Source organism: Pseudoduganella sp. GW821-FHT05F09 (genome assembly GCF_059419605.1).
On record NZ_JBWKSD010000010.1, the window covers coordinates 38,464 to 62,981 of the forward strand.

A 24,518-nucleotide genomic window follows, 5' to 3' on the forward strand; every position below is an offset into this window, starting at 1 on the left:
GCGTTCATAATTTTTTTTGGGGGAGTCCTTATGCTTTTGCTGCGCCGGCTGTCGATCAAGAACAAACTGATGCTGAGCATGGGCCTGTGCCTGCTGCTGTTCATCATCATCTCGTCCACGCTCAGCATCGTCATGAGCAGCAAGAACAGCCGGGAGCGCGTGGTGGAGCAGGAGCTGCCGGCGCAAATCGGCGAAATCCGCAACGACATCCAGCGCCAGATTGCGCAGCCGCTGTCGGTGTCGCTAACGCTGGCCAACAACACCTTCCTGCATGGCTGGGAGGAGGCCGGTGTGCCGGACGAGGGCGTGGCCGCATGGCAGAAGGAGGCCGCGCAGCTGAAGGCGAAGAACCAGGCGGCCACGGTGTTCTGGGTGTCGCACGGCACCGGCAAGTATTTCGTCGACAAGGGCTACGACCGCACGCTGAGCAAGGACAAGGCCAGCGACCAGTGGTTCTACGACTTCCTCAACAGCGGCAAGGCCTATACGCTGGACCTGGACAAGGACGTCAGCGCCGACAGCTATATGTTGTTCATCAATACCCGCGTGCAGACGGCCGGCGGCAAGCTGGGCGTGGCTGGCCTGGGGCTGAGCGTGAATTCGCTGGCGCAGGCTGTGCGCGCCTACAAGCTGGGCAAGTCCGGCTTTGTCTACCTGGTGCGCGCCAACGGCACGGTGGTGGTGCACCGCAATCCCGCGCTGGGCGACGGCAAGCATTTGCTCAAGGACGTGCCGGGCTTCACCCCGGAGCTGAGCAAGACTTTGCTGAACGGCGAGAAGTTTGCGCACGCCACCTACAAGGGCCCGGACGGCACGCAGTTCGTGGCTTCCTCCTTCATCCCCGAGCTGAATCTGTACGTGCTGGCGGAAGTGCCGGAGAATGAAGTGCTGGGCAATATCGTGCGTTCGGCCACGGTCTCCTCGCTGATCGCGGCGCTGGTGGGCGGCGGCATCGGCCTGTTCGCCATTTATCTGATCGCGCGCGCGATCGCCGCGCCGGTGATGCGCGCCGCCGAAATGCTGGGCGATATCGCCAGCGGCGACGGCGATTTGAGCCGCCGCATGCCGGTGGAGTCGGAGGACGAAATCGGCGCGCTGGCGTCGGCGTTCAACCGTTTCGTGTCCTCGCTGAACGGCACCATCCTCAAGGTGCGCGACAGCACGCAGCTGATCAGCACAGCCTCGAGCGAAATCGCCACCGGCAATTTCGACTTGTCCGCGCGCACCGAGCACCAGGCGTCCAACCTGGAGGAAACCGCCGCCGCGATGGAGCAGCTCACGTCCACCGTCAAGCAGAACACCGCCAACGCGGAGGAGGCCAACAAGCTGGTGTCGGCCACCACGTCCGCAGCGGTGAGGGGCGGCACGGTCGTTACGCAGGTGGTGGACATGATGGGCGAAATCACCGCCAGCTCGCGCAAGATGTCGGACATTATCGGCGTTATCGACGGCATCGCTTTCCAGACCAATATCCTGGCCTTGAACGCGGCGGTGGAGGCGGCGCGCGCGGGCGAGCAGGGGCGCGGCTTTGCGGTGGTGGCCTCCGAGGTGCGCAACCTGGCGCAGCGCTCGGCCGCTGCGGCCAAGGAGATCAAGGAGCTGATCGTCGATTCGGTGGCCAAGGTGGAGGCGGGCGGCAAGCTGGCCGACACGGCGGGCGCCGCGATGACGGAAATTGTGGCGTCGGTGCAGCATGTCGCCACGCTGATGGTGGAGATCGCGTCGGCCAGCCACGAGCAAAGCGACGGCATCGGCCAGGTCAACCAGTCCATCATCCAGATGGACGACGCCACGCAGCAGAACGCCGCGCTGGTGGAGCAAGCCGCCGCCGCCGCGCAGTCGCTGCAGGAGCAAGCGGCCATGCTGGATCAGGTGGTGGGCATCTTCAAGCTGGACGAAGCCGGCGCCGCGCGTGCGCCGGGCGGAGCGCTGGCGCTACGCTAGCTTACTTTGGCGCTGGCTTGGGAGCAACGCGCCAGATTTCGCCCGTCACGTCGTCGTCCACCAGCAGCGAACCGTCGTTCTGTACCACGACGGACGACGGACGTCCCCACACTTCCTTGTCGCTGATGACAAAGCCCGTCATGAAGTCCTGGTACTGTCCGGCGGGCACGCCGTTCTTCATGAACACGCGCACCACTTTCGAACCGGTGCGCGTGGCGCGGTTCCACGATCCATGCAGGGCCAGGAACAGGTCGCCGTCGTAGGCGGGCGGGAAGGCCGCGCGGGCTGCGGCCGGTGCCTGGTACATCACCATGCCGAGCGGCGCGGAGTGCGCGGTGAGTAGCAGGTCCGGCGCGGTGACCTTGGCTTTCAGGTCGGGCCGCTGCCCCTGCAGGCGCGGCTCCTCGTGGCCGCCGATGTAGTGCCACGGCCAGCCGTAGTGGGCGCCGCCCTTTACGCGCGTCAGATAGTCGGGCGGCAGGTTATCGCCCAGCATGTCGCGCTCGTTCACGCTGCACAGCAACTCGCCGGTGCGAGGGTACAAATACATGCCCACGCAGTTGCGCAAGCCGGTGGCGTGGGTGCGCTTGTTCTTGCCGTCCGCGTCGAATGCCAGCACCAGGGCGCGGTCAAGTTCGCTGCCCCAGGCTGCGCCCAGTCCGTGCCTGGCTTCCCATTGCGCCAGCGGTTCCGGCGGCGTCGCGCCTATGCCTTCCGCCACATTCGAGGCCGAGCCGATGGACAGGTACATGGTCTTGCTGTCGGCCGAGAACACCAGCGTGCGGGACGAATGGCTGCCGGTTTCCGCCGTCAGGGTGGGCACCACCACTTCCGGTTCTCCGCTGGCCACGAGGTCGCCGTTGCGGTAGGGGAAGCGCACGATGGAGTTCACGTTCGCCACGTACAGGTATTGCGGATTCGGCCCCACGGGCCAGAACGCGAAGCCGAAAGGGCGGTCCAGTTTGGACGCGAACACGGTTACGGTGTCCGCTTTTTCGCCCGTCGACGAGCGGAATACCTTGATGAGCCGCTTCGTGGTCGATGAAATGAAGATGTCGCCGTTCGGCGCCTTCGCCATCACGCGGCCCCGGTCCGGATCGGTGGCCCACAGGCTGGCGCTGAAATTCTCAGGCACGGACGGCAGCGCGCCCTCGGGACGGGGAACGTTGCGGGGGCTGTTGCCGGCGCTGGCGCTGGCAAACGGCGGCGGCAGGTCCGCCACGCGCACCTCGTGCATGCGTCCGGGCTTGTCGTCGCTCCAGTGTTCTTCTTCAGCGATGGCTGCTGCCTGGACCGGTGCGGCCGCCGCCGGCGCAGCCTTTGCCGCTGACGCCTTGCCTTTCGCGGATGCGAGGTAGGCCAGCAGCGCACGGCGGTCGTCCGGCTGCGCCACGGCGACTGGCATCGTGGTGCCGGGGGCGTAGACGGCGGGGTCTTTCAGGAACAGGTCCAGCTCCCGCGCGGTCCAGTGGCCGCCCTTGGCGCCCAGGGCGGACAAGGCATTGGAATAGGCAAACCCCGGAACGCCTGCGGTTTTGCGTCCAAGCACGTTGAACAGCGGCGGCCCGGCCAGCGTGGCCATGTCCGGCGACGCGGTATGGCACATGGCGCAGTTGTTCTGGAAAATGCGCTTGCCATCGGCGGCGCTGGGGCCTGCGGCATGGGCGGCTGTCGCCAGTGCCATGCCTAGGACGGAGAAGGCGAGTCTGTTTGTGGTCTGGAATTGCATGGCTGCCTCTATCCGTTTCGGTATGGGCAAACATCATTTCACAGTTCAGTAGTCCCGCCTATCTCCCGGCTTTCTTTAGTCAATAATATGATTAAAAGCCTGCGGCCGTGCTTAGAACAGGCGGCTCAGGTCCGGACGGGTGGCCAGCGCCTGCTGCACGATGGCGGTGACCTTGGCGCGTTCGGCGCCTTGCAGCGGCTGGCGCGGACGGCGCACCATCTCGTTGCCAACACCGACCAGCGCTTCCACCAGCTTCAGGTTCTGCACCAGCTTGGTGGAGACGTCCAGGTGCAGCAGCGGCATGAACCACTGGTACAGAGCCAGCGCTTCGTCGTAGCGCTTGGCCTTCATCAGCTTGTACAGGGCTACGGTTTCGGCCGGGAAGGCCACCACCAGGCCGGCCAGCAGGCCGTCCGCGCCCACGGCGAGGCCTTCGAAGGACAGGTCGTCCACGCCCATGAACAGCTGGTAGCGCGTGCCCACGGCGTTGCGCAGGTCGGTGATGCGGCGGATGTTGTCGGTCGATTCCTTGATGGCGACGATGTGCTCGCAATCGGCCAGTTCCTGGAAGTCTTCCGGCGTCAGGTCCACCTTGTAGGTCACCGGGTTGTTGTAGACCATGATGGGCAGCTTGGCTGCGGCGGCGATGGTGCGCAGATTGTCCTTCGCTTCGCGCGCGTCCGCCGCGTACAGCACCGAAGGCATGACCATGAAGCCGTCCACGCCCAGTTCGCGCGCCTGCTCAACATAGCGGATGGCGTTGGTGGTGCGGGTTTCGGACACATTGGCCAGCACCGGCACGCGGCCTTTGGATACCTTGACGGCGGTTTGCGCCACGGCCAGCTTCTCCTCCAGCGACAGCGTGCTGGCTTCACCCAGCGAGCCGCAAGTGACCATGCCGTGCACGCCGTTCTGGATCTGGAACTCGAAATGCTTTTCCATTTCGGCGTGGTCCAGCTCCTCGTTGGCGTGGAACTTGGTGGTCACCGCCGGGAATATGCCCTGCCATTTTGCTGCGCTCATGCTGATCTCCTGAGGTTATGAGTGGATGATGCTATCGACGCGTGCCGGTGTAATCGGAACGCGTACCGAATCTGGCCGCCAGCCGTACAGCGTGGCGGTGGCGCCGCCGCAGATGCGTCCCTGGCAAGGACCCATGCCGCAGCGCGTGTGCAGCTTGGCGCTGCGCCAACTGCCGTGTTGGCGCAGTTCGCCGTGGCAAACGTCCTCGCAGCGGCAGACGATGGTGGCGTCGTCCGCCAGTGCCGCAATCTCGGGGCGCAGGGCGAAGGCGCGCGCGAGGCGCTGCGCGAAGGCTTGCCAGCGCGCGCGGCGGGGAAAGTGGCGCCGGGCCAGGTCTTCGCGGCCGATGGCGGCCAGGCCCGCAATGCGGCCTTCCGCCAGCGCCTTGTCCACGCCGCCCACGCCGGTTCCTTCGCCGGCGCAGTAGATGCCGGGCATGCTGGTTTGCTGGTACTGGTCCACCCTGGCCGCCTGCGTGGTGGGGTGGAGCTCGCAGCCCAGCGCCATGGCCAGCTCCGGGCTGGGAACCAGGCCGTAGCCGCAGGCGAGATAGTCGCAGGCGATGGTCATGGACGTGCCTTCGCGGCACATCAGCTTTACGCTTTGCAGGCCGTCTTCGCCTGCGGCGGCGCTGACGTAGCTGTCGTAGTAATAGGGAATGCCGCGCAGGCGGGCCTTGAAGCGCAGCGCCTGGGCAATCTTGGACGGCGTAGCCAGCAGTCCCGCCGCAAAGCGCGCCAGGCGGCGCAAGGGCGCCTGCTCGACGATGGCGGCGACGTGCGCGCCTTGCCGGGCCAGCGTTGCGGCAACCGCCAGCAGCAGCGGGCCGGAACCTGCAACCACGACGCGCTTGCCCGCCACGGGATAGCCGCCCTTGGCCAATGCCTGCAGTCCGCCCGCGCCGGTTACACCGGGCAGTGTCCAGCCGGGGAAGGGCAGCAGCAGTTCGCGCGCGCCGGTGGCGAGGATCAGGCGCTGGTAGCACAGCGTGGCGGCGCCGCCGGGCGACTGCACCAGCAGCTGGCCCGGGCCGGGCGCGTACAGTACGCGGGACTGGGGCATGAAGGTCACGTTGCGCGCCGCCAGCAGTTCGCGTGACAGTTTGCGGGCGCGGTAGTCACGCTGCTTGTCCGCGCCGCCGCGCCAGATCTGGCCGCCGCTCAGCGGATTGTCGTCCACGATGCAGATGGCGGCATCCGGCGCGTGCGTGGCCGCCGCGTGGGCGGCCGCCAGGCCTGCGGGGCCGGCGCCGATAATGAGAACGTCGAACAGCTGCTTCATGCGGAGCTCCGGGCGCGCGCCGTTTCCACCACCATGTCCGGCTGACACAGGGTCTGGCAGGAGAGCTGGTGCGGTCGGCCATCTATGGTGACGCGGCACTCATGGCACACGCCCATGCCGCACAAAGGCCCGCGCAGCAGGCCGCCGACGGAGCGGCGCGTGATGGTCGCCGCGGCCTCGTGCAGATTGGCGGCCGTGGCGATGGCTGCGATCACGGTGGCGCCAACCGGCACCACGGCTTCCTGCCCGTCGATGGAGAGGGAAATCAGCTCAGGCATGGCCCTGCCTCATTTGCGAAAACCGGCTGGGAAGATAGGGCGTGTGCGGGATCGCCGCCGCTTCGCCGCACATCTGCGCCGCCACCAGCTGGGCCGTGCCCAGCGAGGTGGTGATGCCCAGGCCTTCATGGCCGGTAGCCAGCCACAGGCCGGGACGGGCCGGGTGGGGGCCGATAATGGGCAGGCCGTCCGGGCTCGCCGCGCGCAGGCCGGTCCAGCAGCGCAGCACGTTCATGCCGGCCAGCGCGGGCGTGAAGGCGGCGGCGTGGCGCAGCATGCGCGCCATCATGGCGTGTTCCACTGCGGGATCGGTGGTGCCGAACTGGCGCGAGGAGCCGATCAGGATCTGGCCGGTGGGACGGGGCTGCAGGTTGAAGGCCACCGAGTCGCCGCTGGCGGCGTGGGCGCTCTTGATGTAGCCCAGTTCCACCAGCTGGTGGCGGATAAAGCCGGGATAGCGGTCGGTGATGGCGACGTGGCCCTTCTTCGGCTGCACCGGCAGTTCCGGGAGCAGCGCGGCGCAGCGCGAGCCCGTCGCAAGCAGCACGCGGCCGGGATGCAGGCGGGTGCCATCCGCGAGAAGCACACTGCCGTCCGCATCGAGATGGTGGACGCTGCCGTACACAAGCGCCGCGCCACGCGCCACGGCGCGGTCCATCAGCATGCGCGCGCTCTTGGGCGGGTACACCAGGCCGTCGCCATTGACCAGCAGGCCGCCGGCCAGGCCGGGCCGCAGCTGCGGCTCGCGTTCGTACAGGCTGGCCGCGTCCAGCATCGCGCAGGGAAGGCCATGCGCCGTCAAGGTCTTTGCCTTGACGCGCGCTGCGGCCATTTCTTCGTCGTCGGCGGCCACCCAGATGGTGCCGCACTGGCTGTATTCGTGCCGTTCCGGATGCTCGGCCACAAACTCGCGCCACAGCTCCAGCGACCATGCGGACAGCGCCAGCTCCGCTTCGTTGTCGTCCATGACCACGAGGTGTCCCATGCCCGCCGCCGTGGCGCCGGAGCCCACCACGTCCCGTTCCACCACCGTCACGCGCAAGCCGCGCGCGGACAGGCTGTCCGCACAGGCGGCGCCGATAATGCCGCCGCCGATAATGAGCACGTCGGGCGAGGGGGATGTCACCGGATGCCCCACACCAGCGGGTCCGACGGATCGAGTATCAGCGTGGCCTGCGAATTCACCCAGGCCTGGCCGCGTATGCTCGGTATCAGTTTGCCGCCGTCGTGGCGGTAGGAGCCTTCGAACACGCTGCCGACTATGCTTTCCTGCCGCCAGATGGCGCCCTCGGCCAGTTTGCCGTCGGCCGCCAGGCAGGCTAGCTTGGCGCTGGTGCCGGTGCCGCAAGGCGAGCGGTCGTAGGCGTTGCCGGGGCAGAGAACGAAGTTCTGGCTGTCCGCGCCGCTGCGCGAGGCCGCGAACAGCTCGATATGGTCGATCTCCGCGCCTCCGTCGCCGGTCACGCCGGCTGCCGCCAGCGCCTGGCGCACTGCGGACGTGAACGCCGTCAGCGCGCCCGCGTTGGAGACGTGCAGTTCCAGCCCGTGCTCCGCCACCAGGAAGAACCAGTTGCCGCCCCAGGCCACGTCGCCGGTCACGCCGCCGTGGCCGGGCACCTGCACCGTTACCGCGTGCTGCGCGCGGTAAGCCGCCACGTTTTGCACGGTGACGCTGCCGTCCGCATGCAGCTCCGCCTCGACCACGCCAACCGGCGTATCGATGCGGTGCACGCCCACGCCGATGCGGCTCATATAAGCCAGCGTCGCCACCAGGCCTATGGTGCCGTGTCCGCACATGCCGAGGTAGCCCACGTTGTTGAAGAAGATGACGCCTGCTGCACAATCGGCCGCGTGCGGTTCGCACAGCAGCGCGCCCACCAGCACGTCCGATCCGCGCGGCTCGCACACCACGGCGGAGCGGAAGGTGTCGTGTTCGCGGCGCAGCAGTTCCAGGCGCTCATGCAAAGGCCCGCTGCCGAGTTCCGGCCCGCCGGCGGTGACCAGGCGGGTGGGTTCGCCGCCCGTGTGGGAATCGATAATGGAGATGGTTTTCATGCTGAAATGATAGGCTTTCGCCCGCCCGCCGTCTTGCAGGCGTTGCGCATCAAAGATGACGAAATCGGCACAATCGCGGCGCGGCGAAGGCGCGGCGTGCGAGAATGCGACCATGGCTACTGCGAAAAAAGGGGGCGCCCGCCTGGCTCTGGGCGCGCACATCGCCGACGTGTTCTTTGCCGAGCCGCTGTTCGACGCGCTGCCGGACGTGGTGTTTTTCGTCAAGGACGCGCAAGGGCGCTACGTGGTGGTGAACCAGACCCTGGTGAAGCGCTGCGGCTTGAAGCACAAGGACGCGCTGCTGGGCAGGACGTCGGCGGAGGTGTTCGCGCGGCCGTTCGGCCAGAACTATCTGGCGCAGGACGAGGCGGTGCTGGCGGGCGGCGCGGAGATCGAGGACCAGCTGGAGCTGCACCTGTATCCGAACCGCGATCCGGGCTGGTGCCTGACGCGCAAGACGGCCTTGCGCGACGCGTCCGGCGCCATCGTGGGCCTGACCGGCATTTCACGCGATCTGGCGATGGAGGACAGGAAGAATTCGGCCTACCACAAGGTGGCGGCGGCGGCGCGGCTGATACAGGAGCGCTACGACCAGCCCTTGCCGCTGCCCGAGCTGGCGCGCACGGCGAATATGTCGGTGGCGCAGCTGGAGCGGTATTTTTTGCGCATTTACCAGCTCACGCCGCGCCAGGTCATTATCAAGACCCGGCTCGATGCGGCGTCGCGCATGCTGGCGGGGGAGGGCAGCGTGGCGGAGATTGCGCTGGCTTGCGGCTATGGGGACCACAGCGCTTTCACCCGGCAGTTCCGCGCCACCGTCGGGGTGACGCCGACCCAGTACCGGCGGGTTACGGCTGGCGCCTAACCCGCCATTACGTCAGCCTTCCTCGCGCCAGCGGCGCAGCCACACCGCGCCGGCGATCATGGCCACGCCGGCAGCCACGCCCACCCACAGCGCCGGATTGCCCAGCGTGCCCCAGGAGGCCGAGAACAGGTCCGCCGCCTGGATATGGTTTTCGCCTTCGCGCACCAGGCTTTGCGGATTGACCCTGCTGAACATGAACCACGAACCCGGCGCCACGCCGAGCAGGATGCGGCTGACGATGTGCTCCATGAACCAGCCCTGCGGCATGCCCAGTGCGAAGATCTTGTTGGTCCACGCGATCAGCGCCGCCGTGACCAGCGGTGCGCCCACAGCCCACAGGAACACCTTGGAACGCGCCCAGCTCGACACCAGCAGCAGCCAGCCCACGGTCGGCAGCGCCCACAGCATGTACACCGGCAGCAGGCCCAGAAGGCGCAGCGGCGACAGGTAGAAACTGGCCGACGACATGACCGGGCCAAACATGTTCAGTCCATGCAGCGCCATGCTGGCGCCGGCCATCAGCACAATGACCAGCGACAGGACGATGCCGACCAGCGCAGCCACCAGCGGCAGCACCACCAGCGCCAGGGCCACCTTGGACAGCACCGTCGTCAGGTCCGACACCGGCAGCGACTTCCAGAACAGCAGGCTGCGGTCGCGGCGGTCATCGTGCAGGGCGCCGAGGCAGTAGAAGAACACCAGGAAGCCCAGCATCACCAGTATCGGCATCGCGGCCAGCGTGTAGAACTCGGCGATCATGGCCACCACCGTGTCGCGCGCCTGGCCGCCCAGCTCCACGCTCAATTTGCCGCCGCCTTCGCCGCCGAAGCTCACATTGCGGCCCATAAGCAGGCCGCCCATCGTCATCAGCGCGATCAGGCCGGCCACCACGGCCGGCGCCCACAGCACCATGCCCTTGTGCTCCCAGAACTCGCGCTTGATCAGCCATTTCATCGTTTTCATTCGTAGCTCCCTTTCATGGTGGCGACAAACAGGTCCGCGACGCTAGGGGTGCGGATCTCGCCGAATTTCTCAAGCTGCGTGCGCGAGGCGCCGTCGAACAGCATCACGGCCTTGCCGAACACGCTGCGCTGCGTCATCGGCGCCAGCGCGGTGGCGGCGGTGATGTACTGCGGTTCCACCATCACCTCCGTGTAGCGGTCGCCGATCTCCTCCATCGACGCCGCCAGCGTGATCTTGCCGTCGCGGATGAACATCAGGTCGGTCAGGATGTTTTCCACTTCCTCGATCTGGTGCGTGGTGATGATGATGGTCTTGTTCTCGTCGAAGTAGTCCTCCAGCAGATTCTGGTAGAACTGCTTGCGGTACAGGATGTCCAGGCCCAGCGTGGGCTCGTCCAGCACCAGCAGCTTGGCGTCGATCGCCATCACCAGCGCCAGGTGCAGTTGCACGATCATGCCCTTGGACATGGCCTTGACCTTCATGTCCGGCTCCAGCTTGGTGTGCGCCAGGTAGCGCTCCGCCTTGGCGCGGTTGAAGCGCGGGTGCACGCCTTCCACGAAGTCGATCGCGTCCTTCACCTTCAGCCAGCGCGGCAGGATGGCCACGTCGGCGATGAAGCACACGTCGTTCATCAGGGCGTCGCGCTGCTTGCTCGGGTCCATGCCCAGCACCGACAGTTCGCCTTCATAGCGGGTCAGGCCGAGGATGGCTTTCAGCGTGGTGGTCTTGCCCGAGCCGTTGGGACCGATCAGGCCGATGATGCGGCCCGGCTGGATCTCGAAGCTGGCCTGGTCCAGCGCCAGCTTCTTGCCATAGCGCTTGCTCAGGTTGCGCGCGGTGATCAAGGCGCTCATGCCGATGCTCCCGGCGGCGTGCCCGGCTGGGCGGCCGCGCGCAGCAGCTGCTCCAGGTCCAGCCCCAGGCGGCGGATGCGCTCCACCATGGCGGGCCATTCTTCGCGTACAAAACGGTCGCGTTCGGTTGCCAGCAGTTTTTCGTGCGCGCCTTCGGTAACGTACATGCCTAACCCCCTTCGCTTTTCAACCAGGCTCTCGTCCACCAGTTCCTGGTAGGCCTTGGATACGGTAATTGGATTCAATTGGTAATCGGCGGCGATCTGCCGTACTGAGGGCAGGGCGTCGCCCGGCTTGAGCAAGCCGTCCAGCATCATGCCGAGCACCCGCTCCTTGAGCTGGCGATAGATCGGCGCGTTGTCATTCCACATACATGCGTCCTCCTAGTGATGTGATGAAGTGGTGTTGTAGTGAACTATAACACTAGATTTAAACGCCGCAAGTGTTTTTTTTGCATGGGTCAGGACAGGCGTTGCAGCAGGGCGACGGCGTTGGCGGCTGCGGCGCCGGAGGCGGTGTTGTCGAAGATGCACCACGCGTCATGGCCGTCGCCCACGCGGCCGGCCAGGCTGGCGGCGGCCTGGTCCAGGAAGCTGTCCTCGTAGGACGAGTAGTAGACGCGCGGGCTGCCGTGCAGGCGCGCATATGTGGCTCCCGTGGTGGCCACGTGCGGCCCGGGCTGGCCCTTGGGCGGATCGGCGATCACCCGGGTCACTTGCGCGGCTTGCAGCAGGGCGGTGGCTTCGTCGCCGAACCAGCTTGGATGGCGCGCTTCGCAAGCGATCATGCCGCCGAAGTGGTCCCTGGCCAGGGCGAAGAAGCCGGCGGCGGCGGCCGCGTCCAGCTGCAGGCCGGGCGGCAGCTGCACCAGCACGCAGCCCAGCTTTGCGCCCAGGCCCGCCGTTTCGGCGGCGAACTGCCGCATGGCTTCGGCGCAGTCTTGCAGGCGCAATTCGTGCGTCATGCGCTTGGGCGCCTTGACGGCGAAGCGGAAGTCCTCCGGCACGCTGGCGGCCCAGCGTTCATAGGTCTGCGGCTGGTGCGGGCGGTAGAACGACGAGTTGATTTCGGCGGCGTTCAACACGGCGGCGTAGCGCTGCAAATGGCTGCCTTCGCCGGGGAAGGCGGCGCCCGCAGCCTTGGGTATGGACCACCCCGCGCATCCGATTCGTGCCAATGCCATAGCGCCTCCGCCCTAGATGAAATACACTCTACGGCACCCGGGCGCGGCATGTCGCCCGCTTTACAGGAATCAAGATGAACCTTACTCCGCAACGCCGCCGCCTGCTCGCCCTGGTGGGCGCCGCCGTGGCCGCCGGCCTGCTGGCTTCCTGCGCCGGCATGATAGGCCCGCGCCAGTTTGAATTGCCGCTGGAGCGGCTGCAGAAGAACCTGGGCCAGCGCTTCCCCGTGCACCACCGCGTGCTGGGCGTGTTCGACGTCCAGCTGAGCAATCCCCAGCTGAGCAGCGTGGGGCAGAACGACCGCGTGGCGCTGTCGGCCGAGCTGAGCGTATCGCCGATACTGGTGCGGCAAACGTGGCGCGGCAACATCGCGCTGTCCGGGCGGCTGGTGGTGGATAATGTGCGCAACGCGGTCTTCCTCAGCGACGCGCAGGTGGACCGTTTCGCCATCGACGGCGTCGGCGAATCGCAGCAGCGCCAGATCGCCGGCGCGGGCAGCATCCTGGCCGACAAGCTGATACGCGACGTGCCGCTGTACAGCTTCAAGCCGGAAGACCTGCGCTACGCGGGCGTGCAGTTCGTGGCCACCGGCATCCGCACCACGCCGGGCGCCCTGGTGGTGATGCTGGAACCTGTTAAATAAAGAAGCGGGCCTGTGACAAAGTGCGTACATTCGGCCCGCAAGTTGCAGCCATAATGCAGCCTTTTGTTCACCGAGGTTTTGCTATGCCGTTTATTGGTGTTGGAATCCACGTACTGATCGCCCTGTATTTCGCCGTGCACGCGGTCCGCTCCGGACAGCAGATGTACTGGCTGTTTGTGCTGTTCTCCTTCCCGCTGCTGGGCAGCGTGGTCTACTTCCTGGCCATCTACATGCCCAGTTCGCGGCTTGAGCACGGCGCGCGCCGGGTTGTCGCCGCTGCGGCGCGCACGCTCGATCCCGGCCGTGAACTGCGCGAAGCGCGCGCCGCCTTCGAGTACACGCCCACCGCGCAGAACCAGATGCGCCTGGCGCAAGCCCAGCTTGAAGCGGGCGCCGCATCGGACGCCGCCGCCACGTATGACGCCTGCCTGTCCGGCGCCTTCGGCAACGACCTGGAAATCCGCCGTGGCGCCGCGCGCGCCAACCTGGCCAGCGGCCGGGTAGCCGAAGCCATCGCCCACCTCGAATTCATCGCCCGCACCGACCCCGCCTTCCGCGCCGAAGAAGTGGCGCTGCTGCGCGCGCAGGCGCTGGGCGCCAGCGGCCGCAAGGACGAAGCCAAAGCCGCCTTCGAAGACGCGCTGAAGCGTTTCGGCAGCTTCAACGTGCGCGCCGAATACGCCATCTGGGCCATGTCGGTTGGCGACACCGGCATGGCCGCCATGCTGCGCCCGGAACTGGACCGCGTGATGCAGCGCTGGAGCCGCCACAACCGCGAGCTGAACGCCGACATGATCCGCCGACTGAAGGCCGCGTACGCTTCCTGACACGCAATCCGCTACGAATTGATCAATGCCTGGCATAGCGGTAAATCCTAGAATGGCTGATCTAATAATTCGTGTTTACAGCCGCGATGACGGAGTTCAGACCATACCGCAGGTCGCTTGATGATGAGCTGGATTGGAAGCGCATTGATCAGTTGTATGGCGTCGTCACGCAGCTCAGCGGATTCTGTTTTGAAACGAAGAAATTCTGTGTGACTACGGAGTTTGTGATTCTGGCGCTACTTGTTAAACTGACTGATGGCGCCTTGGACCGGGCGTTTTTTATAGCCGGGTTCGCTATTCCAATCTGCTTTTGGTTTCTTGACTCAGTAGCATATTTTTACCAAGTGAAATTGCGTGCCGCGATGGATGAAGCCTGCGACCACATCAGGGAGCGCAATCGCCGGCATTTGCTTGATGGTTCAGGCGGCGTGGTGATTGCCCAGGAGCGCGTGATGCGCTCGCCCGCACGTAAAGTGGCAGATGCCGTGTTCAATCATTCCATGTGGCTGTACGTTGTGCTGACCGTCTCCGACATCCTTGTATGGAACGCTTTTCGGGTAGGGTATGCAATATGAGGATCTTCGTAAGCTACACATTGCGCGATGGCCTGGTTACTGCCGAACTCCTCGCAGGCTTGCATCGCCACTTGGCTGGAATAGGCATTCCTTTTATTCACGCCATTGAGGCACCCCGCCTCAGGTACCAGCAGCTCGCTGTACTGTGGGCACTGTTGCGCAGCCGGGCTGTGGTGCTGGTTGTTTCCCCTTCCGTGCAGCAGTCGCCCTGGGTGAGGCTGGAACTCGCGCTGGGGCGGTTTTTGAGACACCCCATCATTCCTGTCGATGTGTCTGTACTCCGGCACCAGCGGGCGCTACTTAACAAAGAGACGGCATGACGACACTTTCCCACCATTTGCTGACCGAGGCGTACAACAACGCCTGGGCCAATCACCGCCTGCTGAAAGCCTGCGCGCAATTGAGCCAGGAGGAATTCGAGGCCAGGCGCACCAGCTTTTTCCCGTCGATCAGGGCAACGCTGAACCACATCCTGACCGTGGACTGGTTTTACATCGATGCGCTCGAGCGCGAGATGCGCGGCGCGGAGCCGCATCCGAACTACCTGAGTTTCTTCGAGCGCGACGAGCCCTGCGGCACTTGCGCCGAATTGCGCGCCGGGCAGAAGGACGCGGACCGGCGCCTGATCGAGTACTGCCGGCAGCTCAAGGACGAGGAGCTGGGCCGCGTGGTGACGATCCTGCGCACAGGCTCGGTGCAGCGCGACAAGCGCTACCGCCTGCTGGCGCATGTGTTCCAGCACCAGACCCACCATCGCGGCCAGGTGCACGCCATGCTGTCGGGCACCCACGTGGCGCCGCCGCAGCTGGACGAATTTTTCAGCGCAGGCGAAGCGGCCGAGCGCGCGCAGGATTTTGCGGAGCTGGGCTGGACTGAAAAAATGATATGGGGTTGATTGACGGGGCCGACGCCCCAAGGAGACCGACGATGGGCATCACCATTACCGCATTCGAGCGTTCCCCCGACCGCGGCCTGGGACTGGCGCGCGACACGCGCGTGCGCTGGGCGCTGGAGGAGGTGGGCGTACCCTTCGAGGTGCGCCATGTGTCGTTCCAGGCGATGAAGGAGCCCGCGCACCTGGCGCTGCACCCCTTCGGCCAGATTCCCACCTATGAGGAAGACGGCCTCGCCATCTTCGAGACCGGCGCCATCGTTTTCCACATCGCCGAAAAATATGCGGGCCTGATGCCGTCCGAAGCCAACGCCCGGACGCGCGCGGTCACCTGGATATTCGCGGCCCTCAATTCGGTGGAGCCGCCGATCCTGGAATTTGCGAATGCCCGGATACTGGAGCGCGACAAGCCCTGGTATGCCGAGCGCCTGCCCTTGGTCGAGGAGCGCGTGCACTGCAAGCTGAACCAGCTGTCGGCCCGCCTTGGCGGCGCCGAGTGGCTGGACGGCCCGTTCAGCGCGGCCGACCTGATGATGGTGTCGGTGCTGCTGCGGCTGAAACCGTCGGGCATGCTGAGCGGTTTCCCCGTGCTGGCGGCCTATGTCGCGCGCGGCGAAGCGCGGCCCGCCTACAAGCGGGCGTTCGACGCCCAGCTGGCGGACTGGCAGGCGGCGAGCCAGCCCGATTCCACGCCGTAGCCGGGCGGCCGGCTAGCTGCTGCCGCGCTGTATCAGCTCGAAGCCGGTATTGATGGAACGCGCAGGCTGCGCTTTGGCTGCGCCGTCCAGGCGCTCGAGGATGGCCTGCGCCGCCGCCGCGCCTATGCGCGCGCCGTCCACCCGCACCGTGGACAGCGGCGGCACGGTGTGGCTGGAAAAATTCAGGTCGCCAAAACCCATCACCGCCAGCTTGCCCGGCACGTCCAGGCCCCGGCTGCCCGCTTCGATCAGGGCGCCGTGCGCCAGGTTGTCCGAGCTGCAGACGATGGCGTCCAGGTCCGGATGCGCGTCCAGCAGCCGGGCCGCGCCTTCGCGTCCCGCAGGCAGGGTGCCCGGCACCGCCGCCGTGTGCGTGGCCACCACGCTGACGCCTTGCTTGGCCAGCGCCACTTGCAGGCCCTGGTTGCGGCGCGCGGCGCGCGGGTCGCTGGCGGTCAGGATGGCGAAGCGCTTGCGCCCGCGCTGCAGCAGATGCGTGGCGGTGGCGTGGCCCACTTCCTCGTGCGAAAAGCCGATCACCGTGTCGATAGGCGTGGCCGTCATGTCCCAGGTTTCCACCACCGGCGTACCGGCCTGCTGCAGGCGGCGGCGCGTGCTGTCGGTGTGCAGGGTGCCGGTCAGGATGATGCCGTCCGGGCGCCGGCTCAAGATGGTCTCCACCAGGATCTCCTCGCGCCATTCCTCATAGCCCGAAAAACCCAGCAGCAGCTGGTAGCCCGCTTCGGTCAGCGTGTCGCTGGTGCCTTGCACCATGTCGGCGAAGATCTGGTTGGAGATGGTGGGCAGCACCAGCGCCACCAGCTTGCTGCGGCTGGACGCCAGCGCGCCGGGCTGCATATTCTTGGCGTAGCCGGTTTGCTGCACCGCCGCCTGCACCTTGGCCAGCGTGTTGGGCCGCACCAGGTGCGGCTGGTTCAGCGCGCGCGACACCGTAATCGGCGACACGCCCGCCACCCTGGCCACGTCCACCAGCGTGGCGCCGCTCACTTGCAGCTGCGCGTTGGGGGTGGTGAGCAATCGAAGTTCCGGCAGGTCTTTTTGCATGTTGTACGACGACTCCGCTTAAGTATGGTAGGATTTGATGTAATTATTCCGAACTATATATCATTTTCAATCATTTGGAGGCAAAGATGCAGAATTCCACCCCAGTGGTCACCGCCATGCGCGTCATTCCCGTGGCAGGCCGCGACGGCATGCTGCTCAACCTGAGCGGCGCGCACGGCCCTTATTTCACGCGCAATATCGTGCTGATCACTGACAGCGCCGGCAACACCGGCGTGGGTGAAGTGCCGGGCGGCGAGGCGATCCGCAAGACGCTGGAAGACGCGCAGGCCATGGTGGTGGGGCAGTCCATCGGCAACTACAAAGCCATCCTGAATACCGCGCGCACCGCCTTCGCCGAGCGCGACTCGGCCGGACGCGGCCTGCAGACCTTCGACCTGCGCATTGCCATCCACGCCGTCACCGCACTGGAATCGGCGCTGCTGGACCTGCTGGGCAAGTTCCTCAACGTGCCGGTATGCGCCTTGCTGGGCGACGGCCAGCAGCGCAGCGAAGTGCCGGTGCTGGGCTATCTGTTCTACGTGGGCGACCGCACGGTGACCGACCTGCCTTACAACAGCGAGCCGGATGCGGCGGACGACTGGCTGCGCCTGCGCCACGAGAAGGCGATGACGCCGGAAGCGGTGGTGGCCCTGGCCGAAGCGGCCTATGCGCGCTACGGCTTCAAGGACTTCAAGCTGAAGGGCGGCGTGCTGCGCGGCGAGGAGGAGATTGAGGCGGTGACGGCGCTGGCCGAGCGTTTCCCGGACGCGCGCATCACGCTGGACCCGAACGGCGCCTGGTCGCTGAAGGACGCGATCCGCCTGTGCCGCGACCAGCACCACGTGCTGGCCTACGCGGAAGACCCGTGCGGTGCCGAAAACGGCTACTCCGGCCGCGAAGTGATGGCCGAATTCCGCCGCGCCACAGGCCTGCGCACCGCCACGAACATGATCGCCACCGACTGGCGCGAAATGGGCCATTCCATCCAGCTGCAATCGGTGGACATTCCGCTGGCCGACCCGCATTTCTGGACCATGCAAGGCTCCGTGCGCGTGGCGCAGATGTGCAACGAGTGGGGCCTGACCTGGGGTTCGCATTCGAACAACCACTTCGACATTTCGCTGGCCATGTTCACCCATGTCGCCGCTGCGGCGCCGGGCAACATCACCGCCATCGACACGCACTGGATCTGGCAGGACGGCCAGCGCCTGACCAAGGACCCGCTGCAAATCGTGGGCGGCCAGATCAGCGTGCCGTCCAGGGCCGGCCTGGGCGTGGAAGTGGACATGGACGCCATCGAAGCGGCGCACCAGACTTATCTGGGCATGGGCCTGGGCGCACGCGATGACGCGGTGGCCATGCAGTTCTATTTCCCGGGCTGGAAGTTCGACAACAAGCGCCCGAGCTTCGTGCGCTGAATCAGCGCTCCTGCGGAACCGGCTTGGGCGTGATGCGGATGGCCTGGTTCAGCTTTTCCATCGTGGCGGCGGGGATGTCCTTGCTGCACACGATATGGCGTTTGAGGCCGGGCGGCACGTCCGGCACTTCATACTGCACCACGCTGTCCAGGCTGCGGTGGCGGATGCGCGTGTAGTTCCAGTCGGTGCGGTCGGACAGCATGTAGGACACGCGGTCCGCCGCCACCATCTGCATCATGCCCACGCTGTTCACGCTGCTGAGCATCTTGCGGTTGGCGCTGTCCTTGATGCGCGCGTCCAGCTCGGCGCCGTAGGACGAACCGTCGAGCAGGCCCAGAGTCAGCGTGGGGTCGGCCAGCATGGACGCTAGCGTGGCGTGCGCCTGCACTTGCGCCACGGACTTGGGCGCGATCAGCACCATCTGGCTTGGGTCGGTGTAGATCGGCAGCGAGTACTGCGCGATGGCGGTGCGCTCAGCCAGGTGGTACCAGCCTAGCGAGCAGTAGTTGCGCATGCCGGTGCGGAAGCGCGACCAGATGCGTTTTTGCGGCTCGCGCACGAAAGCCGCGTCGATGCCCGCTGCGGCAAACACGGTTTTGCCGTAGGCCAGCATGAAGCCTTTGTCGATGCCGTCTTCAATGTAGTAATAGGGCGGCTTCTCCGACCACGCCACCGTAATCGGGGGCGCAGCGAAGGCCAGCGTTGCAGCCAGCTGCAAGGGCGTGGCCAGTAGTAAAGCAAATTTCATCGGGACTGCTATTTCACATTGATGAAAAGATTATACGCGCTGGCTTTGTTCCAACATGTAACAAAAAGTACGAGAAAAGCGGGAAAAGGGCCGCATCAGCCGATAACGGCGCCATCCAGCTGGTGGCGCGTAATGGCGCCCCCGGCGTCGATGGCGATCCAGCCGCCGCGCGGCGGCGTGGCGGCGGGCTCCCAGTCCGGCAGCACGTAGCGGCGCTTGCCGTCCACCTGGTGCAGGGCAGGGCGGTGCGTATGGCCGTGGATCATGACGGTGGCGCCGGTCTGCTCGAAAATGTCCGCGATCGCCTGCGGCGTCACGTCCATGATCTCGTAGGACTTCTCGCCGTGGGCCTTGCGGCTGTTGTCGCGCAGGCCGGCGATGATGGCCTTGCGCTGCGCCAGCGGCATGGCCAGGAATTGCTGCTGCCACGCGGGCTGGCGCACCTGGGCGCGGAATTCCATGTAGCTCACATCGTCGGTGCACTGGGCGTCGCCGTGCAGCAGCACCACGCGCTGGCCGGCGATGTCGGCCACCCAGGTCTCGGGCAGGATGGTGGCGCCGGAAGCGGCGGCAAAGCCGTCGCCCGCCAGGAAGTCGCGGTTGCCCGCTATCCAGTAGACGGCCACACCCGCGTCGCTGACGCGCCGGATGGCGGAGGTAATCTCTTGGTGGAACGGTTCGGCGAGGTCGTCGTCGCCCGCCCAGTACTCGAACAGGTCGCCGAGCAGGTAAAGGGCGTCGGCAGCCGGCGCCCGCTGTTCCATGAAAGCATGGAAGGCCGCCGTGATGGCGGGCTGGGCCGGCTGCAGATGCAGGTCGGAGATGAAGAAGGCGCGAATGCGCTTGGTGTCGTCGGCCTGCATCGGGTGCTGCTGGATTAAACCGCTTCGACTTTCTCGATGATGATGTCTTCCACCGGCACGTCGGCGAACATGCCGCTGCGGGTGGTTTTCACTTTTTTCATCGCGTCCACAACTTCGGTGCCTTCGGTAACTTTACCGAACACAGCGTAGCCCCAGCCGTCCTGGCCTGGGTAGTCCAGGAAGGAGTTGTTCTTCACGTTGATGAAGAACTGGGCCGATGCCGAGTGCGGCGCCGAGGTGCGGGCCATGGCCAAGGTGTACGGCTCGTTTTTCAGGCCGTTCTTGGCTTCGTTTTCCACGGTGGTGTCGGCCGGCTTTTGCTTCATGCCTGGCTCGAAACCGCCGCCCTGGATCATGAAGCCGTCGATCACGCGGTGGAAGATGGTGTTGCTGTAGTGGCCGGCGTTCATGTAGGCCAGGAAGTTCTCAACCGTTTTCGGCGCTTTTTCAGCATCCAGCTCAGCGGTGATCTTGCCCAGGTTGGTGGTGATGACGATTTTGGTCATGATATTCCTTGAGGTAGTTTTCTTGAGTAATGAGGTGTTCTGTACAGGGCCGGGACTATACAGCAGGCGCGGCCAAAGCGCTATTTTACTGCGTCGCGGCGACCGGCGTTTTCAGTATCGTGGCGGAGGTGATGACGATGGGTTTCACCGGGATATTCTGGAAAATGCCCTTGTCGTCCACCAGCACGCCCTTGATCTTGTCCACCACCTCCTGGCCCTTCACCACCTTGCCGAACACGGTGTAGCCGAAGCCGTCCTGGCCCGGGTAGTCCAGGCCGGTGTTGTCGACCACGTTGATGAAGAACTGGGCCGTGGCCGAGTTCGGGTTGCCGGTGCGGGCCATGGCCACGCTGTAGGTTTCATTCTTCAGGCCGTTCTGCGATTCGCTCGCCACGGGCGGGCGGGTCGGCTTGCCCTTCAGGTCCACGGTGTAGCCGCCGGCCTGTATCATGAAGCCGTCGATCACGCGGTGGAAGATGGTGCCCTTGTAGTGGCCGCTTTTCACGTAGGACAGGAAGTTGGCCACCGACTTGGGCGCTTTTTCCTGGTTCAGTTCCAGCACGATCTCGCCTTCGGTGGTTTTCAGCGAAACCTGGGGCGTCGGATTGGCCAGCCCGGGCGCGGCGGCCACGGCGCCGGACAGGGCCACGCCGGCGAACAGGCTCATGAATTTTGCCAGCAGGGTCTTGGTGTCTTGCATAGGGTCGGTCCTTTTTTTGTGGATGTTCTGTTAAAACCAGTCCAAGATCGGGGCAGTCCGGTTTTTATCAATGCTATACTAAGCGTTGACGTTTCATTCTAGCAAACTAGAACAACAAGATACCGAGGGTCTGTCAGTCTCCACGGAAATGCTTGAGAGCCCGGTGCGGCACCAGAAGTGCCCGCGCCCGGTTCTCGTATTGTCCGGCTGGCTTGCACTTAACAAAAACGCAAGAGTCCGATGAGCAATTTAAAGATTTACAACACGCTGGCGCGCGACAAGCAAACATTCGTACCGATGGAAGCGGGCAAGGTCCGCATGTATGTTTGCGGCATGACGATCTACGACTACTGCCACATCGGCCACGGCCGCATGATGATGGCGTTCGACGTGGTCTACCGCTGGCTGAAGGCATCCGGCTACGAGGTCACCTACGCCCGCAACATCACGGACATCGACGACAAGATCATCAAGCGCGCGGTGGAAAACGGCGAAACCATAGGCCAGCTGACCTCGCGCTTCACCAAGTACATGGACGAGGACACCGCCGCGCTGGGCATCCAGCCGCCGACGCTGGTGCCGCGCGCCACCGAGTACGTGCCGCAGATGCTGGCGCTGATCGAAAAACTGGAAGCGAAAAACCTGGCCTACCAGGGCGAGGACGGCGACGTGAACTACGCCGTGCGCAATTTCGAAGGCTACGGCAAGCTGTCCGGCAAGTCGCTGGACGACCTGCGCGCCGGCGAGCGCGTGGACGTCAACACCGGCAAGCGCGATCCGCTGGACTTCGTGCTGTGGAAGGCCTCCAAGGAATCCGAGCCGGAAGAAGTGAAGTGGGACTCCAAGTGGGGCAAGGGCCGTCCGGGCTGGCATATCGAGTGCTCTGCCATGTGCTCGGCGCTGCTGGGCGAGCAGTTCGACATCCACGGCGGCGGCGCCGACCTGCAGTTCCCGCACCACGAGAACGAGATCGCGCAGTCGGAAGGCGCGCACGGCCACGCGCTGGCCAACTACTGGATACACAACGGCTTTGTGCGGGTGGACAACGAGAAGATGTCCAAATCGCTGGGCAACTTCTTCACCATCCGCGACGTGCTGAAGAAGTACGACGCCGAAGTGGTGCGCTTCTTCATCCTGCGCGCCCACTACCGCAGCCCGCTGAACTACTCGGACGCCCACCTGGACGACGCCAAGGGCGCGCTGACGCGCCTGTACACCGCGCTGGACGGCGTGGACGCCGATGCGGGCGATGGCCAGCCGCTGGACTGGACCGAAGCCAACGCCAAGCGCTTCGCCGAAGCCATGGACGACGACTTCAACACGCCCATGGCCGTGTCGGTGCTGTTCGACCTGGCCACGGAACTGAATAAATCCAAATCGCCCGCCGTGGCGCGCCAGCTGAAACAGCTGGCCGCCGTACTGGGCCTGCTGGAACGCGCGCCGCAGGCCTTCCTGCAGGCGGGCGTGGGCGAAGCCGGCGGCGACGCCGCCGCCATCGAACAGCGCATCGCCGCGCGCGCCGCCGCCAAGAAGGCGCGCGACTTCGCGCTGTCGGACCAGATCCGCGCCGGGCTGCTGGCCGAAGGCATCGTCCTCGAAGACAAGCCTGACGGCAGCACCAACTGGCGCCGCGCATAATGGTGAAGGCCACGGACATGATGGGGGCGCAGTCCCCAGCGGTAGCAGTGCCGCCGTACTGGGAAGAAGCCAAGCAGGAGCTCATGAAGCGCGACCGCATCATGAAAAAGCTCATCCCGCAGTTTGGCGACCTGCACCTGGTCGGCCACGACGACCCGTTCACGACCCTGGCCCGCTCCATCGTCAAGCAGCAGGTCACGCCCAAGGCCGCCGCTGCCGCCTGGCAGAAGCTGCTGGCGGCCTGCCCGAAATTCACCCCGGCCGCCGTGCTCAAGGCCGGCGCCGAGGAGCTGTCCGCCTGCGGCCTGTCCAAGCGCAAGACCGAATACATCCTGGACCTGGCCGACAACTTCAAGACCAAGAAGGTCCACGCCAGCCAGTGGGACCAGATGGATGACGAAGCCGTCATCGCCGAACTGGTGCAGATACGCGGCATCACCCGCTGGACAGCGGAGATGTTTTTGATATTTAATCTGCTCCGTCCCAATGTTTTGCCGCTGGACGACCCCGGTCTGATCCAGGGCATCAGCCAGAATTACTTCTCCGGCGAGCCGGTTTCCCGCAGCGATGCGCGCGAAGTCTCGGCCAACTGGGAACCCTACCGGACCGTCGCCACCTGGTATTTATGGCGTAGTCTGGACCCGGTTCCGGTAGAATAGCGAAAAATTCGCCCTGCGCGAGGCTGGCCCACGGGCCGCCCGCCATCCGGGCTACAACACGGAGGTACAATGACCAAGACAACTTTCCTCAATTTTGAGCAACCGATTGCGGAACTCGATTCCAAAATTGAAGAACTGCGTTTCGTGCAAGACGATTCGGCAGTCGACATCTCCGAGGAGATCGACCGCCTGGCCAAGAAGAGCCAGCAGCTCACCAAAGACATCTACGCCAAGCTGACCCCCTGGCAAGTGGCGCAGATCGCGCGCCACCCGCAGCGTCCATACACCATGGACTATGTGAACGAGATCTTCACCGACTTCCATGAACTGCACGGCGACCGCACCTATGCGGACGACCAGTCCATCGTCGGCGGCCTGGCGCGCTTCAACGGCCAGGCTTGCATGGTGATCGGCCACCAGAAGGGCCGCGACACCAAAGAGCGCGCCATGCGCAACTTCGGCATGCCCAAGCCTGAAGGCTACCGCAAGGCCATGCGCCTGATGAAGCTCGCCGAGAAATTCAACCTGCCCATCTTCACCTTCGTCGACACCCCGGGCGCATTCCCCGGCATCGACGCCGAAGAGCGCGGCCAGTCCGAAGCCATCGGCCACAACCTGTACGTGATGGCGGAACTGAAAGTGCCGCTGATCGCCACCATCATCGGCGAAGGCGGCTCCGGCGGCGCGCTGGCGATCGCCGTGGGCGACCAGGTGCTGATGCTGCAATACGCCACCTACTCGGTGATCTCGCCGGAAGGCTGCGCCTCCATCCTGTGGAAGACCAGCGAACGCGCGGCCGACGCCGCCGAAGCCCTGGGCCTGACCGCGCACCGCCTGAAAGCCATCGGCCTGATCGACAAGATCGTGTCCGAGCCGCTGGGCGGCGCCCACCGCGACCCGAAAGCCATGGCCACCATGCTCAAGCGCGCCCTGGCCGACTCGCTGCGCCAGTTCCACGGCGTAAAAACCAAGGACCTGATCGCCGCCCGCCACGAGAAGCTGATGGGCTACGGCAAGTTCAAGGAAACCACGCCGCAAGAATAAGGGCAGGAGTCCAGCCCAAGCTGGAGCCCGGCCTGCCATTGTCAGGCCGGTGCGCCGCACCCCGGG

At 65.3% G+C, this 24,518-nt stretch carries 26 protein-coding genes; 11 read left to right on the forward strand and 15 right to left on the reverse strand.

Annotation, left to right across the window (positions count from 1 at the left end):
* The first annotated feature begins 30 nt into the window (after positions 1-30).
* Positions 31-1,944, forward strand: a complete 1,914-nt coding sequence (locus AC07S4_RS26510; protein WP_494989458.1) for a methyl-accepting chemotaxis protein — start codon at positions 31-33, stop codon at positions 1,942-1,944.
* A 1-nt stretch (position 1,945) separates the two neighbouring features.
* Here the strand turns inward: AC07S4_RS26510 and AC07S4_RS26515 are convergent, their stop codons facing one another.
* The 6 genes from AC07S4_RS26515 to AC07S4_RS26540 all read right to left on the reverse strand — a co-directional run bounded on the left by AC07S4_RS26515 (position 1,946) and on the right by AC07S4_RS26540 (position 8,310).
* On the reverse strand, positions 1,946-3,628 hold the full coding sequence (locus AC07S4_RS26515) for a PQQ-dependent sugar dehydrogenase (protein WP_494989459.1): 1,683 nt from the start codon (positions 3,626-3,628) through the stop codon (positions 1,946-1,948).
* Positions 3,629-3,784: 156 nt separating this feature from the next.
* Positions 3,785-4,696 carry a dihydrodipicolinate synthase family protein gene (locus AC07S4_RS26520; protein WP_494989460.1) on the reverse strand — a complete coding sequence of 304 codons (912 nt, stop codon included), beginning with the start codon at positions 4,694-4,696 and terminating at the stop codon, positions 3,785-3,787.
* A gap of 15 nt (positions 4,697-4,711) precedes the next feature.
* The gene (locus AC07S4_RS26525; RefSeq protein ID WP_494989461.1) at positions 4,712-5,977 is read right to left on the reverse strand and encodes an FAD-dependent oxidoreductase; all 1,266 of its coding nucleotides are present in this window, start codon (positions 5,975-5,977) and stop codon (positions 4,712-4,714) included.
* The gene (locus AC07S4_RS26530; RefSeq protein WP_494989462.1) at positions 5,974-6,255 is read right to left on the reverse strand and encodes a 2Fe-2S iron-sulfur cluster-binding protein; all 282 of its coding nucleotides are present in this window, start codon (positions 6,253-6,255) and stop codon (positions 5,974-5,976) included. Before AC07S4_RS26530 ends, AC07S4_RS26525 begins: the two co-directional genes overlap by 4 nt.
* Positions 6,248-7,381, reverse strand: coding sequence for an NAD(P)/FAD-dependent oxidoreductase (locus AC07S4_RS26535; RefSeq protein ID WP_494989463.1), 1,134 nt, complete (start codon positions 7,379-7,381; stop codon positions 6,248-6,250). The genes AC07S4_RS26530 and AC07S4_RS26535 overlap by 8 nt, the downstream gene beginning before the upstream one ends.
* A complete protein-coding gene (locus AC07S4_RS26540; protein ID WP_494989464.1) occupies positions 7,378-8,310 on the reverse strand; it encodes a 4-hydroxyproline epimerase in 933 nt (310 codons plus the stop codon). Before AC07S4_RS26540 ends, AC07S4_RS26535 begins: the two co-directional genes overlap by 4 nt.
* A 55-nt stretch (positions 8,311-8,365) precedes the next feature.
* On the opposite strand from AC07S4_RS26540, the gene AC07S4_RS26545 reads away from it, so the two are divergent.
* Positions 8,366-9,175 (forward strand): PAS domain-containing protein, encoded by an 810-nt coding sequence (locus AC07S4_RS26545; RefSeq protein WP_494989465.1) that lies wholly within the window; start codon positions 8,366-8,368, stop codon positions 9,173-9,175.
* Between the two features lie 12 nt (positions 9,176-9,187).
* Here AC07S4_RS26545 and AC07S4_RS26550 read toward each other — a convergent pair whose 3' ends face one another.
* From AC07S4_RS26550 to AC07S4_RS26565, 4 genes are all read right to left on the reverse strand, one after another.
* Positions 9,188-10,138 (reverse strand): hypothetical protein, encoded by a 951-nt coding sequence (locus tag AC07S4_RS26550; RefSeq protein ID WP_494989466.1) that lies wholly within the window; start codon positions 10,136-10,138, stop codon positions 9,188-9,190.
* Positions 10,135-10,992 (reverse strand): ABC transporter ATP-binding protein, encoded by an 858-nt coding sequence (locus AC07S4_RS26555; protein ID WP_494989467.1) that lies wholly within the window; start codon positions 10,990-10,992, stop codon positions 10,135-10,137. The genes AC07S4_RS26550 and AC07S4_RS26555 overlap by 4 nt, the downstream gene beginning before the upstream one ends.
* Entirely contained in the window at positions 10,989-11,363 is a 375-nt protein-coding gene (locus AC07S4_RS26560) for a GntR family transcriptional regulator (RefSeq protein ID WP_161072104.1), read from the reverse strand. The genes AC07S4_RS26555 and AC07S4_RS26560 overlap by 4 nt, the downstream gene beginning before the upstream one ends.
* 89 nt (positions 11,364-11,452) lie before the next feature.
* On the reverse strand, positions 11,453-12,175 hold the full coding sequence (locus tag AC07S4_RS26565) for a DUF72 domain-containing protein (protein ID WP_494989468.1): 723 nt from the start codon (positions 12,173-12,175) through the stop codon (positions 11,453-11,455).
* 74 nt (positions 12,176-12,249) lie between these two features.
* On the opposite strand from AC07S4_RS26565, the gene AC07S4_RS26570 reads away from it, so the two are divergent.
* The 5 genes from AC07S4_RS26570 to AC07S4_RS26590 all read left to right on the forward strand — a co-directional run bounded on the left by AC07S4_RS26570 (position 12,250) and on the right by AC07S4_RS26590 (position 15,811).
* Positions 12,250-12,819 carry a DUF1439 domain-containing protein gene (locus tag AC07S4_RS26570; RefSeq protein WP_494989469.1) on the forward strand — a complete coding sequence of 190 codons (570 nt, stop codon included), beginning with the start codon at positions 12,250-12,252 and terminating at the stop codon, positions 12,817-12,819.
* Positions 12,820-12,980: 161 nt separating this feature from the next.
* Positions 12,981-13,646, forward strand: a complete 666-nt coding sequence (locus AC07S4_RS26575) for a hypothetical protein (protein WP_494989470.1) — start codon at positions 12,981-12,983, stop codon at positions 13,644-13,646.
* A gap of 86 nt (positions 13,647-13,732) precedes the next feature.
* Positions 13,733-14,221 (forward strand): hypothetical protein, encoded by a 489-nt coding sequence (locus AC07S4_RS26580; protein WP_494989471.1) that lies wholly within the window; start codon positions 13,733-13,735, stop codon positions 14,219-14,221.
* 316 nt (positions 14,222-14,537) lie between these two features.
* Entirely contained in the window at positions 14,538-15,116 is a 579-nt protein-coding gene (locus tag AC07S4_RS26585) for a DinB family protein (protein WP_494989472.1), read from the forward strand.
* A 32-nt stretch (positions 15,117-15,148) separates the two neighbouring features.
* Positions 15,149-15,811 carry a glutathione S-transferase family protein gene (locus tag AC07S4_RS26590; RefSeq protein ID WP_494989473.1) on the forward strand — a complete coding sequence of 221 codons (663 nt, stop codon included), beginning with the start codon at positions 15,149-15,151 and terminating at the stop codon, positions 15,809-15,811.
* Between the two features lie 12 nt (positions 15,812-15,823).
* Here the strand turns inward: AC07S4_RS26590 and AC07S4_RS26595 are convergent, their stop codons facing one another.
* Complete coding sequence (locus AC07S4_RS26595) at positions 15,824-16,876, reverse strand: LacI family DNA-binding transcriptional regulator (RefSeq protein ID WP_494989474.1); 1,053 nt, start codon at positions 16,874-16,876, stop codon at positions 15,824-15,826.
* Positions 16,877-16,962: 86 nt separating this feature from the next.
* Here AC07S4_RS26595 and gudD point away from each other — a divergent pair, with 86 nt between their 5' ends.
* Positions 16,963-18,294 carry a glucarate dehydratase gene (gudD, locus tag AC07S4_RS26600; RefSeq protein ID WP_494989475.1) on the forward strand — a complete coding sequence of 444 codons (1,332 nt, stop codon included), beginning with the start codon at positions 16,963-16,965 and terminating at the stop codon, positions 18,292-18,294.
* A gap of 1 nt (position 18,295) precedes the next feature.
* Here gudD and AC07S4_RS26605 read toward each other — a convergent pair whose 3' ends face one another.
* The 4 genes from AC07S4_RS26605 to AC07S4_RS26620 all read right to left on the reverse strand — a co-directional run bounded on the left by AC07S4_RS26605 (position 18,296) and on the right by AC07S4_RS26620 (position 21,111).
* On the reverse strand, positions 18,296-19,042 hold the full coding sequence (locus AC07S4_RS26605) for a hypothetical protein (protein WP_494989476.1): 747 nt from the start codon (positions 19,040-19,042) through the stop codon (positions 18,296-18,298).
* Positions 19,043-19,137: 95 nt separating this feature from the next.
* Positions 19,138-19,905, reverse strand: a complete 768-nt coding sequence (locus tag AC07S4_RS26610; RefSeq protein WP_494989477.1) for a UDP-2,3-diacylglucosamine diphosphatase — start codon at positions 19,903-19,905, stop codon at positions 19,138-19,140.
* 14 nt (positions 19,906-19,919) lie between these two features.
* Positions 19,920-20,411, reverse strand: coding sequence for a peptidylprolyl isomerase (locus tag AC07S4_RS26615; protein WP_161072093.1), 492 nt, complete (start codon positions 20,409-20,411; stop codon positions 19,920-19,922).
* Positions 20,412-20,496: 85 nt separating this feature from the next.
* A complete protein-coding gene (locus tag AC07S4_RS26620) occupies positions 20,497-21,111 on the reverse strand; it encodes a peptidylprolyl isomerase (protein ID WP_494989478.1) in 615 nt (204 codons plus the stop codon).
* A 240-nt stretch (positions 21,112-21,351) separates the two neighbouring features.
* Here AC07S4_RS26620 and cysS point away from each other — a divergent pair, with 240 nt between their 5' ends.
* From cysS to AC07S4_RS26635, 3 genes are all read left to right on the forward strand, one after another.
* Positions 21,352-22,749 carry a cysteine--tRNA ligase gene (gene cysS, locus AC07S4_RS26625; protein ID WP_494989479.1) on the forward strand — a complete coding sequence of 466 codons (1,398 nt, stop codon included), beginning with the start codon at positions 21,352-21,354 and terminating at the stop codon, positions 22,747-22,749.
* Positions 22,749-23,408: a DNA-3-methyladenine glycosylase family protein gene (locus tag AC07S4_RS26630; RefSeq protein ID WP_161072091.1), complete on the forward strand. Its 660-nt coding sequence runs from the start codon at positions 22,749-22,751 to the stop codon at positions 23,406-23,408. The genes cysS and AC07S4_RS26630 overlap by 1 nt, the downstream gene beginning before the upstream one ends.
* A 69-nt stretch (positions 23,409-23,477) precedes the next feature.
* Positions 23,478-24,452: an acetyl-CoA carboxylase carboxyltransferase subunit alpha gene (locus AC07S4_RS26635; protein WP_161072090.1), complete on the forward strand. Its 975-nt coding sequence runs from the start codon at positions 23,478-23,480 to the stop codon at positions 24,450-24,452.
* The last annotated feature ends 66 nt before the right edge of the window (positions 24,453-24,518 follow it).

Bases quoted from the DNA above. Each gene is read 5' to 3' on its own strand.
- AC07S4_RS26560 (WP_161072104.1), bottom strand. From the start codon at position 11,363: ATGTGGAATGACAACGCGCCGATCTATCGCCAGCTCAAGGAGCGGGTG.
- AC07S4_RS26530 (WP_494989462.1), bottom strand. From the start codon at position 6,255: ATGCCTGAGCTGATTTCCCTCTCCATCGACGGGCAGGAAGCCGTGGTG.
- AC07S4_RS26520 (WP_494989460.1), bottom strand. From the start codon at position 4,696: ATGAGCGCAGCAAAATGGCAGGGCATATTCCCGGCGGTGACCACCAAG.
- AC07S4_RS26550 (WP_494989466.1), bottom strand. From the start codon at position 10,138: ATGAAAACGATGAAATGGCTGATCAAGCGCGAGTTCTGGGAGCACAAG.
- AC07S4_RS26525 (WP_494989461.1), bottom strand. From the start codon at position 5,977: ATGAAGCAGCTGTTCGACGTTCTCATTATCGGCGCCGGCCCCGCAGGC.
- AC07S4_RS26580 (WP_494989471.1), top strand. From the start codon at position 13,733: ATGACGGAGTTCAGACCATACCGCAGGTCGCTTGATGATGAGCTGGAT.
- AC07S4_RS26545 (WP_494989465.1), top strand. From the start codon at position 8,366: ATGACGAAATCGGCACAATCGCGGCGCGGCGAAGGCGCGGCGTGCGAG.
- AC07S4_RS26585 (WP_494989472.1), top strand. From the start codon at position 14,538: ATGACGACACTTTCCCACCATTTGCTGACCGAGGCGTACAACAACGCC.
- AC07S4_RS26555 (WP_494989467.1), bottom strand. From the start codon at position 10,992: ATGAGCGCCTTGATCACCGCGCGCAACCTGAGCAAGCGCTATGGCAAG.
- AC07S4_RS26540 (WP_494989464.1), bottom strand. From the start codon at position 8,310: ATGAAAACCATCTCCATTATCGATTCCCACACGGGCGGCGAACCCACC.
- AC07S4_RS26605 (WP_494989476.1), bottom strand. From the start codon at position 19,042: ATGAAATTTGCTTTACTACTGGCCACGCCCTTGCAGCTGGCTGCAACG.
- AC07S4_RS26570 (WP_494989469.1), top strand. From the start codon at position 12,250: ATGAACCTTACTCCGCAACGCCGCCGCCTGCTCGCCCTGGTGGGCGCC.
- AC07S4_RS26590 (WP_494989473.1), top strand. From the start codon at position 15,149: ATGGGCATCACCATTACCGCATTCGAGCGTTCCCCCGACCGCGGCCTG.
- AC07S4_RS26630 (WP_161072091.1), top strand. From the start codon at position 22,749: ATGGTGAAGGCCACGGACATGATGGGGGCGCAGTCCCCAGCGGTAGCA.
- AC07S4_RS26575 (WP_494989470.1), top strand. From the start codon at position 12,981: ATGTACTGGCTGTTTGTGCTGTTCTCCTTCCCGCTGCTGGGCAGCGTG.
- AC07S4_RS26510 (WP_494989458.1), top strand. From the start codon at position 31: ATGCTTTTGCTGCGCCGGCTGTCGATCAAGAACAAACTGATGCTGAGC.
- AC07S4_RS26610 (WP_494989477.1), bottom strand. From the start codon at position 19,905: ATGCAGGCCGACGACACCAAGCGCATTCGCGCCTTCTTCATCTCCGAC.
- cysS (WP_494989479.1), top strand. From the start codon at position 21,352: ATGAGCAATTTAAAGATTTACAACACGCTGGCGCGCGACAAGCAAACA.
- AC07S4_RS26635 (WP_161072090.1), top strand. From the start codon at position 23,478: ATGACCAAGACAACTTTCCTCAATTTTGAGCAACCGATTGCGGAACTC.
- AC07S4_RS26565 (WP_494989468.1), bottom strand. From the start codon at position 12,175: ATGGCATTGGCACGAATCGGATGCGCGGGGTGGTCCATACCCAAGGCT.
- AC07S4_RS26595 (WP_494989474.1), bottom strand. From the start codon at position 16,876: ATGCAAAAAGACCTGCCGGAACTTCGATTGCTCACCACCCCCAACGCG.
- AC07S4_RS26615 (WP_161072093.1), bottom strand. From the start codon at position 20,411: ATGACCAAAATCGTCATCACCACCAACCTGGGCAAGATCACCGCTGAG.
- AC07S4_RS26515 (WP_494989459.1), bottom strand. From the start codon at position 3,628: ATGGCACTGGCGACAGCCGCCCATGCCGCAGGCCCCAGCGCCGCCGAT.
- gudD (WP_494989475.1), top strand. From the start codon at position 16,963: ATGCAGAATTCCACCCCAGTGGTCACCGCCATGCGCGTCATTCCCGTG.
- AC07S4_RS26620 (WP_494989478.1), bottom strand. From the start codon at position 21,111: ATGCAAGACACCAAGACCCTGCTGGCAAAATTCATGAGCCTGTTCGCC.